This window comes from Vibrio sp. THAF190c, from assembly GCF_009363355.1.
GTDB lineage: Bacteria > Pseudomonadota > Gammaproteobacteria > Enterobacterales > Vibrionaceae > Vibrio > Vibrio fortis_A.
In genome coordinates, this window is record NZ_CP045339.1 from 1,474,339 (window position 1) to 1,492,313 (window position 17,975).

At 45.1% G+C, this 17,975-nt stretch carries 13 protein-coding genes; 9 read left to right on the forward strand and 4 right to left on the reverse strand.

The genetic code is table 11. From position 1 onward, the window contains the following. Positions 1 to 99: 99 nt before the first annotated feature. From FIV04_RS27025 to FIV04_RS21625, 4 genes are all read right to left on the reverse strand, one after another. Complete coding sequence (locus tag FIV04_RS27025; RefSeq protein ID WP_160168797.1) at positions 100 to 261, reverse strand: hypothetical protein; 162 nt, start codon at positions 259 to 261, stop codon at positions 100 to 102. A gap of 210 nt (positions 262 to 471) precedes the next feature. Next, positions 472 to 2,883: an ATP-binding protein gene (locus FIV04_RS21615; RefSeq protein ID WP_152470490.1), complete on the reverse strand. Its 2,412-nt coding sequence runs from the start codon at positions 2,881 to 2,883 to the stop codon at positions 472 to 474. Then, positions 2,876 to 3,970 carry a cytochrome-c peroxidase gene (locus FIV04_RS21620; RefSeq protein WP_152470491.1) on the reverse strand — a complete coding sequence of 365 codons (1,095 nt, stop codon included), beginning with the start codon at positions 3,968 to 3,970 and terminating at the stop codon, positions 2,876 to 2,878. Before FIV04_RS21620 ends, FIV04_RS21615 begins: the two co-directional genes overlap by 8 nt. A 288-nt stretch (positions 3,971 to 4,258) precedes the next feature. Then, positions 4,259 to 5,821, reverse strand: a complete 1,563-nt coding sequence (locus FIV04_RS21625; protein WP_150869474.1) for an arylsulfatase — start codon at positions 5,819 to 5,821, stop codon at positions 4,259 to 4,261. 344 nt (positions 5,822 to 6,165) lie between these two features. On the opposite strand from FIV04_RS21625, the gene FIV04_RS21630 reads away from it, so the two are divergent. The 9 genes from FIV04_RS21630 to FIV04_RS21670 all read left to right on the forward strand — a co-directional run bounded on the left by FIV04_RS21630 (position 6,166) and on the right by FIV04_RS21670 (position 17,926). Further along, complete coding sequence (locus tag FIV04_RS21630; protein ID WP_152470492.1) at positions 6,166 to 7,710, forward strand: arylsulfatase; 1,545 nt, start codon at positions 6,166 to 6,168, stop codon at positions 7,708 to 7,710. 155 nt (positions 7,711 to 7,865) lie between these two features. Further along, a complete protein-coding gene (locus FIV04_RS21635; protein WP_152470493.1) occupies positions 7,866 to 10,184 on the forward strand; it encodes a tetratricopeptide repeat protein in 2,319 nt (772 codons plus the stop codon). A gap of 124 nt (positions 10,185 to 10,308) precedes the next feature. Next, positions 10,309 to 11,292 (forward strand): MoxR family ATPase, encoded by a 984-nt coding sequence (locus tag FIV04_RS21640; RefSeq protein WP_150896324.1) that lies wholly within the window; start codon positions 10,309 to 10,311, stop codon positions 11,290 to 11,292. A 12-nt stretch (positions 11,293 to 11,304) separates the two neighbouring features. Further along, positions 11,305 to 12,267: a DUF58 domain-containing protein gene (locus FIV04_RS21645; protein WP_152470494.1), complete on the forward strand. Its 963-nt coding sequence runs from the start codon at positions 11,305 to 11,307 to the stop codon at positions 12,265 to 12,267. Then, complete coding sequence (locus tag FIV04_RS21650; protein ID WP_152470495.1) at positions 12,267 to 12,791, forward strand: DUF4381 domain-containing protein; 525 nt, start codon at positions 12,267 to 12,269, stop codon at positions 12,789 to 12,791. Before FIV04_RS21645 ends, FIV04_RS21650 begins: the two co-directional genes overlap by 1 nt. Continuing rightward, the gene (locus tag FIV04_RS21655) at positions 12,784 to 13,875 is read left to right on the forward strand and encodes a VWA domain-containing protein (protein ID WP_152470496.1); all 1,092 of its coding nucleotides are present in this window, start codon (positions 12,784 to 12,786) and stop codon (positions 13,873 to 13,875) included. Before FIV04_RS21650 ends, FIV04_RS21655 begins: the two co-directional genes overlap by 8 nt. Further along, positions 13,868 to 15,565 carry a VWA domain-containing protein gene (locus FIV04_RS21660; protein WP_152470497.1) on the forward strand — a complete coding sequence of 566 codons (1,698 nt, stop codon included), beginning with the start codon at positions 13,868 to 13,870 and terminating at the stop codon, positions 15,563 to 15,565. The genes FIV04_RS21655 and FIV04_RS21660 overlap by 8 nt, the downstream gene beginning before the upstream one ends. Before the next feature lie 79 nt (positions 15,566 to 15,644). Next, positions 15,645 to 16,913 (forward strand): BatD family protein, encoded by a 1,269-nt coding sequence (locus FIV04_RS21665; protein ID WP_253895553.1) that lies wholly within the window; start codon positions 15,645 to 15,647, stop codon positions 16,911 to 16,913. Positions 16,914 to 17,017: 104 nt separating this feature from the next. Beyond that, positions 17,018 to 17,926 carry a LysR family transcriptional regulator gene (locus FIV04_RS21670; RefSeq protein WP_152470499.1) on the forward strand — a complete coding sequence of 303 codons (909 nt, stop codon included), beginning with the start codon at positions 17,018 to 17,020 and terminating at the stop codon, positions 17,924 to 17,926. Positions 17,927 to 17,975 lie beyond the last annotated feature (49 nt).

Consider the following 17,975-nt stretch of genomic DNA (forward strand, 5'->3'; position numbering starts at 1 on the left):
CAAGCGATGTCTATGAAATTAAGGATATTTTGCGGAATCTTAACGTAACTGAAACAAACAGTGATGAGTGACCAAACAGCTAGTCACTCATTTTAACGATTATTCTAAATAGAAGTAACCGTTGTCCTTCTTACAAATCGGGATCTCCATGTTACCCACGAAGTCACCATCGACGTAACAAGGGACATACGGCGTCGCTAAGGAAGAAGCGAACGTCATGGCAGGTGCAAGTGCAAAGAGAGCAATAATTATGTATTTCATCTTGTGTCCTTAAGTCTGAAGTACAATTTGCGCTGAGGATTAGCCTCTGCATGAGCTTTAAAAATAGTACAAATGATATAATTGTCAATTTGTGATGCTGCTCTCTCATCATTTCCGAAATTTAGTCTACCTCTTTGTTATTTATGAGTTTTCTTACTGTCCAAGAACATATCGATATTCATAAAACATCAATACAACTCTGGCTTAGAGTTAACCCGTTTTTAATTGTTGTTGGTACTTATCGATGAGTCGTTTTGCTTGGTGACTATTAACCGTTAAACGGTTGATTATCTGTTGCAACAGCTCTGCCGGGGGCATTTTCTCGTCATTCAAATCAAGTTCCACATCTTCAATAAGCATTAAGATTTCGGACATATCGAACCGTAATGAAACCTCTTTGATCGTCTGAATGATGGGGCAAATTTCATCGGGTTGGGAATGCGTAAACACTTCGATAAGTGCATCAATCTGAACGTCAAATTCAGCTTTCAGTGATTGCAAATATTCAATTTTCTCTTGATGAGAAAGATGTTCAGGAGATAGCAGATTACTGGTAGAAAGTTCTTCTTCAGTCATCGGCAGCTTGTCTGTTGGATAGCGTGTTAACCGAGTGACGTTGCAGGGAACTCCAGTGTCACAATCTAGTGTGCGGATATATCGATTATCTTGAAATAGTTGTTCAAATTGCTCGATTGCGTTTTGTAGGCTGTTTTTCTGGAGAGGTTTAGTCAGTACAAAGTTAGCGCCACACTCAATAAACTCATCATGAGCTTCTTTAAATACATCGGCAGTGCAAGCAAAAATGGCAGTCTTTAGTTTGAGCTCTTGCCTAATGTTACGAATGGCTTCTATGCCACTCATGTGAGGCATATGATTGTCCATGATAATCAGGTCATATGATTGCTTCTTTAGCTTGTCTAGGGCTTGTAGTCCATCGTAGGCATTGTCTACCTTCAGGTCGAGTGACTCACAGAACTTCTTGATCACCATCGCGTTAATTTTATTGTCTTCAACAAGCAATACAGTGAAGTTGCTGAGAACAATATCATGTGACTCAACGACTTTTTGTTCAGTTTGTTGTTCTACCTGTTTGAGCTCAAATGGAATACTGACGACAAACTGCGTTCCGACGTTGAGTTGGCTAGATACTGAAATACTTCCACCCATCAGCTCGACCAACTGTTTCACAATAGATAGCCCAAGTCCCGTCCCACCAAATTTACGAGTTGTTGAGAGTTCAGCTTGCTCAAAAGCACTGAAGATTCCTTCTATCTTATCTTCAGCAATACCAATACCGGTATCTGTAACTCGCATTTGGACCGTTGCTGGTGATGTATCTTGTATATTGAATTCGAGTTCAACTTGGCCTTTTTCGGTAAACTTAACCGAATTACCTGCCAAGTTAAACAGTATCTGCCGAGTTCTCGCTTGGTCTCCAACCAATTGGATGTTTTGCGGCACGTTGTTTTTGATGATGAGTTTAATGCCTTTGTCTTCCGCGAGAGAGGTAAGTGTTTTGTCTAAGTGAACGGTGAGATCGGGAATTGAGAATGGGCTGCTTTCAAGCTCCATTTTGCCTTGCTCTACTTTAGAGAAGTCGAGAATGTCGTTCAAAATGGTGACCAGGTGTTGACCAGAGTCGATGATGACTTGCGCCTGTTTACGGGTGTTTTGTTCTTTCGAATCTTCACGAATGATTTGCGCGATGCCTAATACACCATTCATCGGAGTGCGTAACTCATGACTCATGGTTGCGAGGAATAGGGATTTGGCATTGTTGGCTTTCTCTGCGTTGTCTGCCGCTATTTGATAAGCGACCGCGTTCGTTTTCAGCTCATAGTAGCGCCATATCGCGATCGTAATGCAGAGTGCGAAGAGCAGTATAACAAGTGCTGTTGTGATGCTGGCAATGAGTCGATTAAGGTAATCTTGTAAGTCGATAAAGCCATGTTCGATCTGGTCGAGATAGGTAATATGCTCAGGAGACAATGCCTTTGAAATTAACTGCCTATGTTGTTGCTCAATCTCTCTAAACGTTATTGCAAGCCTTAGTGTTTCGTCGGTTATTAATGGGGAAGTCGTAGATTCCAATGCTTGTTGGTTTATATAACTAGAATCGTCATTAAGAGATTGCTCCAAAACAGAGATGTTCGAGAGTAATGTACCGTAGGTTTGGCTTTGTGAATCGCTTGTTGAGGAGCCAACCAGCAAATCAGTAAGAGATTGAAGAATGAACTGGCGGACCACTGTATGGCCAACAATATGGTCGAGGTGGTCGACGGTTTCTATCGAACGAAAGTAGAAGCTGTCCAGTAAAGCCTGGGTCTCCAGCTCTTTAAATAAGAATGAGTGTATCTCCGTGTTAGTGTATGTTTGGTGAAGTTGCTGCAGATCCTTTTCTAACTGCACTAGGCTCGCAGAGATTTCATAAGGATCGGAAATCCCATTTATCATACTGCCAGCGATGATGTCTCTTTTTGCTAGTACTTTATGGCCGAGCTCGCGGGTAGCCTCCCCATAATTGATGACTTTTCCGTATTCAGAGTACGCTAAAGTGATGTAACCGATTAGGCCTACAAACATAGACGCAAAGAAAAGCGAGAGTAGTTTGAATTTATTCATTTTCGAACACCTCTAAAATGTGAGGGCGTTGTCCGGTTAGGGTTTCTAAGAAGCTTTTTAATTGCGCTATGGTTTCATCTTCAAATGTTTTTCCAAGCTGGCTTTCCCCCATGATTTTAATCGCTTCTTCGAGTGAATCGGTTTGACCATCATGGAAGTAGGGAGCTGTGATAGCGACGTTTCGTAAGCTCGCAACTCGAAATAGGTGCCTATCAATCTCTTTACCAGTAAACATATATCGGCCTTGGTCGTGGCTTCGCTCTTGCCCTGTTTTGGTCAATCCAAAGTAACCAAATCGCATCACCATTCCGCCGCCGATGTTAGTGCCTTGATGACAACGAATACAGCCCTCGTCCTGAAAGGTCTGCCAACCTTGCTTTGCGCTTTCACCAATCGCATTTTCATCGCCTTTTAGGTATCTGTCGAAAGGGGAGTTAGGCGTTGTGAGGGCGTTCATGAACTCAACCAAACTTAATTTGATAGACTGTTCATTGATCTCTAAACCCAGTTCAGAGAACAGCAACTCATATTGCTCAGATTGAGACACGTAGTTTGTAATGAGGGCCCAGTTAGAGTCCATTTCTGCTGTGTTATGCACTGGACCATCAATTTGAGAGCTCAACGTGTTAACACGGCCATCCCAGAAGAATCGATAGTTGTATGCGGTGTTAAACACCGTTAGAGAGTTACGCATCCCAGCCCCGTTTACACCAATTGAAATGGGGATCACCTCAGCACCGTTGGTTTGAAGGTGGTGACAACTTTCACAACTAATACTGCGGTTTGAAGATAAGTTGCGATCTTTAAAAAGCATCCAGCCCACCTTGGCAAGCGGTTGGTTCACGATAAGATTCGTTGGTATAGGAGTGATTCTATGTTGTGAGAGAGCATTATTGTGCTCAATATTGGAAGATGAGTGATCGTCTTTAATTGTTAGTTGAGTTTTTTCTAGATGATGCTCATTGTGCTGATGTCCATCGTGAGAAATAGCGCTCGTATGGTTAGGTCGAATGAGTGCGTCGTAGACAAGAACGACGATCGACATAGTAACAATAACGCCGAGTCCAACGAGATACGGTATTTTCATAACATTAGTTCCATCTAATGAACGATAAATAACACGGCGTCGTTGTTGGGTAAATCAGCTGAGTAAGTGGTTTCGCTTAATTCGCTCGGCTTTTAAATGATCTCATCAAATAATCTCAACGTACAAGCCTTGTTAAATTCTTATAAATTTAGTTTCATATCGTAATGCTTGCAAGCTGGGTGATTCTCTCAGCGATTCAGACTGTGTTTCTAATCCAAGAATGCAAAAAACCGCGAGAACAGAGTCCTCACGGTTTTATTGCTGTTCACTCTACTTTGAGAGTAAAGCTTATTGTGCTTGCTTCGCCGCAGCTTCTAGCTGTTGTAATCGACCTTGTAGCGAGTACGCAGCTTGGTTGAAGTTGCCTGGGTTCAATACTTGGCTCTGCTGCATTGGGTAGTCAGGAAGAGTAGCCATGAACTCTTGAACTTGTCCGCCTACTGGTACGAATAGCCACATGTTGTCTGCCATCCAACGTAGGTACATACCAGACTCGTGAGGTGCTTTTTCGAACGGGTCAGCACGTAGGTGTACTACTTGAGGCCAGTTTGGTTGGAAACGCACTGCATCTGTGATGTTACCGTCCATTACCGCGAATGAGATCTTAAAGTCGTTCCAGCGAACAGCGTTAAGCTCACCGTTTGCAGAGAAGTACAGTAGGCTGTCACGTGGGCCTTGCTCTTCTTTACCTTCGAAGTAAGGCAGGAAGTTGTAGCCGTCTAGGTGAACGCGCCAGTTCTTACCGTTGTAACGAGCACCGTCGTCAGACGCCAATTTCTCTACAACTTTATCATCACCAGCTGCTGCTAGAAGCGTTGGGATCCAGTCTTGATGCGCCATGATGTCGTTGATCTTAGTACCCGGTTCAATCACACCAGGCCAGCGAACAAGTTGTGGTACACGCATACCGCCTTCGTAAGTTGTGCCTTTCTCACCGTGGAAGTAAGTTGCGCCGCCGTCAGGCCAAGATACTGTTTCTGCACCGTTATCTGTTGAGTAGATAACAATGGTGTTGTCTGCGATTTTCAGTTCGTCTAGCTTGTCTAGAAGCACACCAACGTGGTCATCGTGCTCTAACATACCGTCAGCGTAGATACTGATACCTGATTTACCTTGGTACTTCTCTTGTAGACGCGTCCAAACGTGCATACGTGTGGTGTTGTGCCAAATGAAGAATGGCTTGTCAGCTTTCACAGCTTTTTCCATAAATGCTAGAGATTCTTCTAGAAACTCTTCATCCGCATGCTCCATACGCTTACGCGTCATTGGGCCTGTGTCTTCGATCTTACCGTCAGCCGTAGACTTGATAACACCACGAGGGCCGAAGTTCTTACGGAACTCAGGATCTTTAGGGTAGTAGTATGTCTCTGGCTCTTCTTCTGCATTCAGGTGGTATAGGTTACCGAAGAACTGGTCAAAACCGTGGTTAGTAGGTAAGTGCTTGTCTTGGTCACCCATGTGGTTCTTACCGAACTGAGCTGTCATGTAGCCTTGTTCTTTCAGTAAGTCTGCAATCGTTGGAGCCCAGTCTGGAATACCGTGGTCAGAACCTGGCATACCGATAGTAAGCAGACCTGTACGGAACGGTTCTTGACCTGTTAAGAATGCAGCACGACCCGCAGTACACGATTGCTGACCGTAGTGGTCAGTAAACAGTGCACCTTCATTAGCGATACGGTCAATGTTTGGTGTTTCGTAACCCATCATGCCGTTGTTGTATGCACTGATGTTAAATACACCAATGTCATCACCCCAGATCGCAAGAATGTTAGGCTTCTCTGCAGCGGTCACTGCTGAAGAAGCTGCTAATAAGCCAACACCTAATGCTAGTTTATTAATTTTAGTACCCATAAGGACTCCGATTTACTTTTAAAAATAATGCGTTAAGTCAACACATCGATGAGCAAACATTAATCTCAAAAATCGGTTCTGTCCTTTTATAGTAGTTATAACCATTCGTTATGTGGCTTGTCTAAGTTTCTGATTTTAATGGGTTATGTTGTCTTTGTTTTAAGTTGGCTTACACAGGTTGTGTGATCTCTATCATGAAGTAGAACGTACAAAGGCAAGTTTTTTAACGGTGGTGTCGGATAAGAAATGACAAATTAATTAATAGCTTACCCAATCTCGCTATTGTTTAAATCTTGAACTATATGTTGAAGGGCAGGACGCAAACAACTAAAGAAGAGGTTTCTATGACAGCAAAATATGGTGTCAAACGTCGGCTAGCGATATTGGGTTCCGCAATGCTAGTTGCAACATCAACGATGGCGGCTGAAAAGCCCAACATTTTGGTTATTTGGGGTGATGATATTGGTCAATCCAATGTCAGTGCTTACACTTTTGGCTTAATGGGGTACCAAACTCCTAACATCGATAGCATCGCCAAAGAAGGTATGATGTTTACCGATTATTACGCAGAGCAGTCTTGTACGGCTGGCCGCTCTACCTTTATTACCGGACAAAGTGTTCTCCGAACAGGTTTGAGTAAAGTAGGTCTACCGGGGGCGGACATCGGTTTGCAAGCTGAAGACGCAACCATTGCAGAGCTACTCAAACCAATGGGCTACATGACTGGTCAATTTGGTAAAAACCACCTCGGTGATAAAGATGAATTTCTTCCTACGGCACACGGGTTTGACGAATTTTTTGGCAACCTTTACCACCTGAATGCTGAAGAAGAACCAGAAAATGAAGACTACCCAAAAGACCCAGAGTTTCGTAAGAAATTCGGCCCTCGTGGTGTAATTAAGTCCTTCGCAGATGGAAAAATTGAAGATACCGGTCCGTTGACGCGTAAGCGTATGGAAACTGTTGATGAAGAAACGTTAGATGCGGCACTCGACTTTATGGATCGCGCTGTCAAAGCTGATAAACCTTTCTTTGTTTGGTGGAATGCGACTCGCATGCACTTTAGAACGCACGTACAGCCAGACAGCAAAGGCGTGACTGGTATTAGTAATTATGCCGACGGTATGGTTGAGCATGACAGACATGTAGGCCAACTACTGAAACAAGTAGATGACTTAGGCATTAAAGACAACACCATCGTATTCTATTCGACAGACAATGGCCCTCACATGAATTCGTGGCCTGATGCGGGTACAACACCGTTCCGTGGTGAGAAAAACACCAATTGGGAAGGTGCATATCGAGTACCAGCTATGGTTCGATGGCCAGGTAAGATTGAGCCGGGAACCATCTCTAACGAAATTATGCATCATATGGACTGGATGCCCACATTCCTAGCTGCTGCAGGTGATGACCAAATTAAAGAGAAGCTACTTAAAGGACATACTGCGGGCGATAAAACGTTCAAAGTTCACCTTGATGGTTACAACTTCTTACCTTACCTAACCGGTGAAGAGGATAAAGGACGTCGTGCAGAGATCTTCTACTTCACTGATGATGGTGATTTAGCCGCGCTTCGTTACAACAACTGGAAAGCGGTGTTCATGGAGCAGCGAGCGACAGGTACGATGCAAATTTGGGCAGAACCGTTTGTGACATTGCGTCTACCTAAACTGTTCAACCTTCGTATGGACCCATATGAAAACGCAGATATCACTTCGAACACCTACTATGACTGGTTGTTAGATCACGCATACATGTTTGTTCCTGCGCAGGCATACGTCGGTAAGTTCTTGGAAACTTTTGCTGAGTATCCACCGAGACAAAAAGCAGCGAGCTTCAGCTTGGATCAGGTAATGGAAAAACTTCAGGAAAGCCACAACAAATAGTTTGGTATTAGTGAACCGAAAAAGAGCTCTTAGGGGCTCTTTTTTTCGTTTTCACTCAAGTCACAATATTTCATACGTTGCGAACTAAATAATTGTATTAACTTTATTTTTTCGTCTACCTTATTAAGCATAGGCGAGATTAAACAAGGAATGTTATGTCTGCGATGTTGTTATCAATGGTCAGTGGCGTCAAGCGCGCTTGTCAAACTGTTACCGTTGGGTTATTGCTTAGTTTGAGTAGTTATGTATCCGCACAACCAGCGAACTATGTTGGGTCTGAAGCTTGTATTGATTGCCATGCAGGTCAAGTTGAAGCTTGGCAAGGTTCACATCACGACATGGCAATGAAACATGCAGATAAAACGTCTGTTTTGGGCGACTTTGATGATGTTCGTGTCATGCATGAGGGAAAAGAAAATCGTTTTTTTCAAAAGGGGAAGGAATACTGGGTCAATATCGAAGGGCATGATGGTCAGTTTCATGATTATAAAATCAGCTACACCTTCGCTTTCGAGCCACTTCAGCAATACATGGTGGAGTTTGATGATGGTCGAGTGCAGTTGATCCCTTTCGCTTGGGATTCCCGAACTAGTGAAGCTGGGGGGCAACGCTGGTTCCATCTTTACCCTGATACCACTAATACCGATGAGTTTTACTGGACTAACAGCGGCCAGAATTGGAACTTTATGTGTGCCGATTGCCACTCAACCAACCTACAGAAAAACTACGACGCAGAACAGAATCGTTACCAAACCACTTGGTCAGAAATCAATGTCGGATGTGAGGCTTGTCATGGTCCTGCAAGTGATCATATTGACATGGCGAACAAATCAGAAAGTGGGGAAGCGCAATCAATCGGTGTTTCTTTTGATGCTGCCAGTCATTACGGTTTTGACCGGGATTTATCTAAAGCTGTAAAAGAGTGGGTATATCAAGAAGGGAATACGACACTTCAACCGAAAGACATTATTCATACCAATCAAGTGCAGACCTGCGCGCAGTGCCACAGCCGTCGCACACAACTCAATGAAACGGGAGACCATGTTAAGGGCTCTTTCTTTGATAAATACCGATTAAGCCTGATCTCACCTGAACTCTACTACCATGATGGCCAAATTTACGATGAAGACTACGTTTATGGCTCGTTCTTACAATCGGCAATGGCTGAGAAAGGCGTGACTTGTACCAACTGTCATGACCCTCATACAGCTCAATTAAAGATCGCCGAAGAAGCAGTATGTAGCCAGTGCCATATTGCCTCCGAGTACACCCCTGAAAAACATACTTTCCATCAAGCCGGTACTGAGGCGTCGAAATGTACGACCTGTCATATGCCAGAAACAACCTACATGCAGGTTGACCCACGACGCGACCATAGTTGGCATGTACCGCGCCCTGATATCAGCCAGCATATTGATACTCCGAACGTGTGTACAAGCTGTCACGAAGATAAAACCGACCAATGGGCAGATGCTCAGATCGGTAAATGGTTCCCAGAGTCCAAGTATCGTAACCAACAACATTTTGCCGTGGCTTTTTATGCCGATGCGATAGGGCATCGAGGTGCAGTGGATGCTCTAGCGTATTCATCGCAAGACTCCAGCCTAAGTAACATCATTCGCGCTTCGAGCCTTGAGCGTATGGCTGGCAATACGGGGCAAAATACGCTGATTTCATTAGCAAGAGCGATTAAGCATGACAACGAGATGATTCGATTGGGCGCTGTTGCGGGCTCTTCAGGTTATGAGTTCAGTGACCGTTGGCAGATACTTGAACCATTATTGACTGATTCAGTACTCTCGGTACGAAGTGAAGCTGCAGGTGCTTTAGTTCGTTATTGGCGAGAAATGAACCCGCTGCAAAAAGACATCATTAAACCCGCTTTGGCTGAGTACATAGAGATACAAGAATTTAATGCGGATAGAGGTTTTGGACGCACTAACTTGGGTAATGTTTATCGAGATCTTGGCCAGCACGATAAGGCGATTGAATACTACCAAGGAGCAATAAAAATAGAGCCTTATTTTGAGAACAGCTACGCCAACTTAGCGGATCTTTATCGTGCTATGGGGGATGAAACTAAAGCGATGGCGACGCTGAAGCAAGGTATTGAAGCACAGCCAAAATCGAGTGTATTGCCTTATAGCGCTGGGTTAGCTGCACTAAGAGGAAAGGACTACGTTCAGGCGAGAGCATACCTTAAGCAAGCGGCGGAAATGGCCGACACCAATCCGCAGTACTGGTATGTCTATGGTCTATCATTAGAGCAGGTTGATGTGCTCGCGAGTGCCAGAGCGTTACAGCGTGCTTACACAGCGAGTCGTAATCCACAGCACCTCTATGCACAATGTGAAATTCTGGCACGTAACTCGGCGAAATCGGGAGTGAAACCAGCGTTCAATCGTTGTGTTCAGCAGCTAGAGAAAATCGCACCGCCAGACGCCGTTAATCAACTGAAAAGAATGATCAAATGATAGCCTTCTAATGGAATAAGAAAGAACGACCATTGTGAGAAAAGTAGCTATTGCCTTTATAACCAATAGTTATAGCGCTTGTGAGTAGGATGTACACAGCATATCGAATTGATAAGGATGACCTATGAACCACGCACAGCAAGCGATAAATCGACTCATAGAACAAACTGAAAAAAGTGTTATCGGCCAGAGCCACGTAGTTAGAGCTCTGGTCATTGGTCTACTCACCAATGGACATGTTCTGTTGGAGGGTTTACCAGGAACAGCAAAAACACGTTCAGTGAAGTCACTCTCGAATTTACTTAACGCGAGCTTTGGTCGTATTCAATTTACACCTGATCTCCTGCCTTCGGATGTGACAGGTACAGAGGTCTACCAAGAGGTCGAAGGTAAACCTCAATTACATTTCCAAGCCGGTCCTATCTTTAATAGCATCGTTTTGGCAGACGAAGTGAACCGTGCGCCGGCGAAAGTACAAGCGGCGTTACTTGAAGCGATGGCAGAGGGTACGATTACCGTTGGTGGTCAAACTCATGTATTGCCTGAATTGTTCATGGTGTTAGCAACCCAAAACCCAGTAGAGCAAGAAGGCACATACCCGCTACCCGAAGCGCAAATGGACCGTTTCATTATGAAAGTCACGGTTGATTACCCAGAAGATGCTGCTGAGCGTGACATCATTCGATTAGTAAGAAGTGAAGAGCTAGGGAGTGAAACCAGTTCAGAATTGATTACGCCCCAGCATATTGAACCTGAACTTGTCATAGAAGCGCGCCGTCAATTACCAGATATCGCTGTCTCTGAACTTGTTGAAGATTATATCGTTGCTCTCGTTATGGCGACGCGAAAGCCTGAACGTTACAGCGAGTCGAATCTACCAAAATGGTTAGAGATTGGAGCAAGTCCGCGGGCTTCAATTGCTCTTGATAAATGCGCAAGAGCCTATGCATGGCTACAAGGGCGTGACCACGTCACAATTGATGATGTGCGAGCTATGGTTCCAACTGTGTTAGGGCATCGTTTTTCTCTCTCTTATGATGCGTTGGCCGATGGTGTTGACCACCAACGAGTGATCGAAGAGTTGCTTGACGCAGTAGAGATTGGTTAAACGGGAGGCGTTATGGCTAAGCCAACTCAAGCGCCACAGTCACAAGGGCTAGATCCTAGGCTGTACTGCGATTATGCAAAGCTCGTTCGGTTACAGGCTCAAGCCGAGTCGTTTACCTTATTGCCACACTTGAAGGCAGGCAGTGTGCTGTCTGGTCGTCATAACTCCTTGTTTCGTGGTCGCGGTCTTAACTTTGAAGAGTTAAGGCATTACCAATTAGGCGACGACATTCGAAATCTGGATTGGAAAGTAACGATGCGTACCGGTAAGCCACATGTGCGTAGCTATACCGAAGAGAAAGACCGTAATGTTATGATTTGTGTCGACCAACGCAGTTCAATGTTTTTTGCTTCTCAATCCGTTATGAAGTCCGTGGTTGCTGCGGAGCTTGCGGCAATCTGTGGTTGGCGAGTGCTTAAAGACGGTGACCGCGTTGGCTACCTGATCGCATCACATCAAGCGCTATTTCACAGTAAGGCGCAACGTTCCCAAAATGATCTGCTTTCCCAATTAAAGCATCTGGTTAAGGCTAACCAGAGTCTAGATGTGGCTTCACATGATAATAGCGATGTGACGTTCAGTCGTTGGATTGAGCGAATTAAACGCATGGGGCTTAAGCAATCTACGCTTATTTTCATTAGTGATTGGCGTGACTGTGAAGAGCATCATCTTGATCGTTTGCAACAGCTTCAACAGCACAATGACGTTCTAGCAATTATGGTTAGTGACCCACTTGAACAAGCTCTGCCACATACACTTGCAGACGCAAAGTGGGTGGTGGGTGATGGTCGATACCAACTCAACCTCGACAGCCAGAGTAAAGTGACGGCGGCCAGCGAAAGCTTGGCACAAAAAGCAGCGCTTCAGAAGCAGTCGTTAGCTAAGTTAATGGCGATTAAGCATCTGCCGTATATCGAAGTAGATACCTCGGGGCAACACGTGTCGCAATTCCAAAAGCTAGTGGGAGGTCGCTAATGTCAGTCGAACATACCCCACCTAGTACTTATATACTGCGTGATATTCAAGATGTCGCGGTACCTGACAGCGTCAGTTGGTTACCTCAAACGATGGGTTGGAAAGTTTTAGGTGTCGCACTAATCATGGCGCTTGCATACGCTACTTATCGCTACGCTTGTTATCGTTGGTATAACCGCTATCGTCAAGAAGCATTAGACGTGCTTGGCCAGTTAGATCCTTCGGATAAAGGCTCAGCTAAGCGTGCTTTTGAAGTGTTGAAATCGGTCCTTCGATATCTGAATGCTCGTAATGCGAGTATTCATGGTGAAGGTGCATTGGTTACGCTTGATGGCTACTTGCCGAAGAAAGCATCCACTATTTTTCAGGACAGCGCTTCTAAAATCTGGATAGATAGCTTAATTAATCCGAGCATTTATCTGACATTTGAGCAACGTGTGGAAATTATAGAGAAGGCGACCACATGGGTGAAAGTGCACCAATACAGAGGTTCCGAGAAACCTCAGGAGACGCCACGTGCTTGATCTAATTTCGCCTAGCTTTGAATTTGAACATCCATTTTGGTTAGTGATACTTCCACTACCGTTTCTTGTCTACTTTGCTGTTCCTGCTTATCGAACAAAGCAGATGGCGATTAAAGTCCCGTTCTTTCGAGACCTAGTTGATGCCATTGGTGAGACACCGTCTGAGGGCGCTAGTCAGTTAACACCTAGTTGGTGGCAGCGAGTAACCCTAATTGTTACCTGGATCTTGGTCGTTTGCGCGTTGGCGAAACCGACCATTCTTGGAGAGCCGCAAACTCGCGAACAGTTCGGTCGTGACGTTATGGTGGTTGTCGATCTATCTGGCTCTATGGCGGAGGAGGACTTTACCTCGAAAGCCGGAGAAAGAATCTCGCGTCTTGATGCAACCAAAGAGGTGCTATCCGACTTTGCGAAAACGCGAGAAGGCGACCGCCTAGGATTGATCTTGTTTGGTGATGCTGCGTTCGTTCAAACGCCATTTACTGCAGACCAAAGTGTGTGGCTAGAACTGCTTAACCAGACGGATGTTGCTATGGCAGGGCAGAGTACCCATTTGGGCGATGCGATTGGCCTTTCAATTAAAGTTTTCGAACAGAGCCACAATCAACGCGATGCTTTGAGTGACCAAATGTCTGATCAGGAGAGAGAAAAAGTGGTGATCGTGCTGACGGATGGCAATGACACTGGCAGTTTCGTTGAGCCGATTGATGCCGCTAAAGTGGCTAAAGCTAAAGGTGTGCGTATCCATGTCATCGCAATGGGCGACCCACAAACCGTTGGTGAAGTGGCACTAGATATGGAAACCATTCGTCGTATCGCCGAGGATTCGGGAGGAAGCGCATTTGAAGCGTTGAATCGAGACGAACTACAAAAGGCTTATGCGGAAATCGGTGAACTAGAACCTCAGCTCTATGAGAGCACGACTTATCGTCCGAAACAGACGATTCATCATCACCTAATGGCGATCGTGGTTGTTATGTATTTGACCGCCTTCAGCGCTGCGACTATTAGTCGTCGAAGTCTCTTAAGAAAAGCGAAACAACCTTTGGTTCAGGAGCAGAAACAAGGAGAACAGAATGCTTGATTCTCTCGTTTTGCAGCAAGTGTTTACTCAATTTCATTTTATTCGCCCATTGTGGCTGCTCGCCTTCATTCCAATGTTCTTCTTGCTTTGGCTGCGTTGGCGTGAAGAGACAAAACCTAGTTGGAAAGATGTGCTGCCTGAGCATCTGCGTAACGCTCTCACCATCGGAGAACGAGGCTGGCGTAAACAGTTACCACTGAAGCTATTAATGGTGATCGTCGCCATCGCGATATTGATTTGTGCAGGTCCAACATGGCAAAGAGAGGCTTCGCCTTTTGGTGAAGATAAAGCCTCTATGTTGGTTGTGTTAGATAACAGCGAGACCATGCTTCTCAAAGACCTGCCTCCTAGTCGTTTGGAGCGTTCAAAGCAGAAGATTCGTGATTTACTGGCCGCGCGTAATGGCGGTAATACTGGGTTAGTTGTTTACTCGGGCAGTGCACATGTTGCGATGCCAGTGACACAAGATAGTAAAGTATTCGAGCCCTTCTTGGCCGCGATTACGCCTGAGATTATGCCAGTCGCAGGAAAAATTGCCGAAACGGCTTTGCCTCTTATTGATCAACAATTAAACCGTGAACCAGGTTCTACAGTCTTGCTGGTAACTGATGGGGTCAATCCAGCAACGATTAAAGCTTACGAAACGTTTTTTAACGACAAACCTTATCAACTGTTGATTCTGGCGGCAGGAAACCGCGACATTGTGAGTGACAACCCAGTGGACATGAGCGCATTGAATGAGCTAGCAAGTGCGACGGGAGGGCGAGTTGTCGAAGTCACGGTCGATGACGCAGACATTCAAGCATTAAACCGTGCGGTTGAACGCAACATGCAGCTCAATGGTGAATCAGCCATGCCGTGGAAAGACATGGGCTATGGGTTATTGTTGCCTATCGCTCTCATCATGTTGTTATGGTTCCGAAAGGGTTGGTTAGTGCAATGGTGTGTGGTTGGTATATTTATGACAGGCTCTTTGTACTCTAACCCGACGATGGCTGAACCTGTTAAGTTAACGGCGGAAAAGCCAGTTCAAATTGAAGAAGTCACAGCTTGGGACAAAGCCTCTCAGTGGTGGTGGGATTTATGGTTAACTCCCGATCAGCAAGGACAACGTCTACTTAACCAGCAAGATTACCTTGAGGCGGCGAAGCATTTCCAAGATCCAATGCGAAAAGGTGTCGCTTATTACTATGCCCGTGAGTTCAAGCTTGCTCATAGCGCCTTCTTACAAACCAAGACCGATTTAGGTGTCTATTACTCAGCGACAGCGCTAGCGCGTCAGAGAGAATACTTAGCCGCTCGTGATTTATTGAAATCACTTTTGGAGAAACCAGATCTTGATAACGAGCTTTCCGAAAAGGTTGAGCACAACCTTGCGGTATTCAACGGTATTGTTGAAGAGGTGAATCGCATGAGTGAAAGCCAAGCAGGCACGACCGATGGTCCTGAAGAGTCATTTGAACTTGATGAAGATAAACCAAGGACCGGTGATGGTGCAGAAGAAGAGACGGTTGCAGAACTGATGCTCAAAGAGACCCTGAACGCCAACGAAATACTTGGTAGCCAAGAGTTGGCTGATAAATGGTTGAAAAGAGTCGAGGCGGATCCGAAGTACTTCCTAAAAGCGAAGTTTCAGATCCAGCTAAGAGAGCCAAAAATCGATGTAGAGCAGGAGAGCAATAATGAATAAACCTCTGCGTCATAAAATGAAAAGTGCCTTAAAAAACTGCCACAGTCTATTAGCTATTATCGCTGTTTTACTAGTTAGCATGACATCTCAATCGGTTTTAGCTAACGACATTAATGATTTGTACAAAGCAGGAAAGGTAGAGTTAATTGCTTGGGTAGGCGAGCAGCCAACAAGAGCCGACGAGAGCGAATCTAAGAAGGAGGTTCCAACTTTCAGTGTTAATGAGCAGGTTGTATTAACGATTGAGGTTGCGACGCCACGTTGGTTCACTGGCGGTACTCGTATTGGTAACGTAGAAATGGCGGATGTTATTGCGAAGCAAAGGAATACACTCGCCACTAACTACACGGCACGTAAAAATGGTGAAACGTGGTCAAGACAGCGTTGGGAAATCACTTTGTACCCGCAAAAGAGTGGAGACTATGTGATACCGCGTCTGCCAGTTCGTGTGCAAGTATCCGCGGACGATGGTGAGAAAGTGAGTGGAACCCTATATACCCAACCGATCAAATTCAAAACACAGTTGCCTTCGGGTTTACTCACCGATGACACTCCTTGGTTTAGTGCGACCAGTGTTGATGTTGAGCAGCAGTGGCAACAATCCAATGAGAATTTAAAGGTTGGTGATGCGATCACTCGAACCGTTACTATCAAGGCACAAGACAGCTTATCGGTACTGCTGCCTAACTTGTTAGAAAACGAATCTACAGCTCAATACCAGGCATACCCTCAACCGCATAAATTGGATGATACGCAAGAGCGTGGGGATTACAGCTCAGAGCGAATTGAAGAGTCGGTATATGTTATCCAACAAGGTGGCGATTTCACGTTACCTGAGTTGACCTTCCAGTGGTGGAATACTAAAGAGAAACGACTAGAAACGGTGGTACTGGAGTCTACGTCATTTAGCGCGAAACACACCCTGAAGTCATTTGTTAAAGCTTACTCAACAGCCATGATTGTCGCTGCTTTGTTTATCGCGATTGTAGTGATTATAGTGTTAGCGGGAAGACGTTATTATCAGACACGTCCGACTCCAAGGTGGTTAGCATTCCGCCGAGTTGTAAAAGCGGGCAATTGGCCGAAGATTCGCGGGTTTGTTTATCGAGAGCTCAGAAGTAAATCGTCACTGCTGGAGCTTGATAAGTGTGCGGATACTAAAGATTGGTCAGAGACAAATTTTGCATTTCAAAAAGGCAGCCAAGAGACTCACATTTTGCAGCGAGTTTGGAAGGTGGTGATTGAAACCCACAACCACAATGATCCGAACAGTAGCCAAAGCCCGCTACCTTGGTGGCGAAAATATTTTCCTAAAGCCTTACCTGATTTGAACCGTAAATCTCGATAGCGTGTGCCGTATCGCGGTGTTATGCCACTGAATCAACTAGGATTATAAAAGTACATTTGCAGACTCTTCATCATGGGGAGTCTGTTTAGCTATATTGGAGCTCTATGAAAAGCACTGAACTGAACCTGATTCCCATTTTTGTCGCGATTTACGAAGAACAGAACTTGTCTAAAGCGGCAGCGCGTATGGATATAAGCCAGCCGGCAGTGAGTAAGGCGCTAGCAAAGCTTAGAGATATTTACGACGAGCCTCTGTTCCATCGTACTACGTCGGGTGTTGAACCAACCGCCTTTGCATCGGACATCTATCCTGCAATGTCGGCCGCTTTGAAAAACTTTACCTCAACGCTCTCTGCATCACGAGATTTTGACCCTAAAACCTCCAATCGAATCTTCTCGATCGCTTGCGTATCAGCTGCGAGTTATGAGTTGATGCCTAAACTGATGAATCTCGTCAGTCAAACAGCCCCCAATATTGCCTTAGAAATTCACCCTCTGTTTACTGAAGATTATGAGTCGGACTTACGTTTGCAAAGACATGATCTTATTGTCGACATGACGCCGAGAGGGCGCACTATGTTGAAACACGAAACGATTTCAACAGAAGAGCTGGTGGTAGTGTGTCGTGAAGATCACCCCACGATTGGCGATAGCATGGATATTGAGGAGTTTCTGACCCATGACCATGTGGTTGTTTCTCGTTGGCATGCTCGCAAAAGCTTATTAAGCGCAGAGGATTCTCAAGAGTTGGAGAAGCGTCGTATTGTGTATCGTGCGGCTGGAGTCGTCGAAATGATGCCCGTCATTGAGAACTCCGATTACATCGGCATGTTGCCTATGTCGTCGGTTCGTTGTTTTGGTAATAAATACAAACTTAAGACCTTGCCACTGCCATTTGATCTAGAAGATTTAGATATGTGTATGATTTGGCACCCGAGCAGGACTAACGAGCCTAGTCATAAATGGCTGCGAGGCAAATTGAAAGCGGCTGCTAAAGAAGTTATGTCGCAATAAAATGATAGCCCCAGACGTGCGGGTCTGGGGTATAGCGCTTAAGGAACGA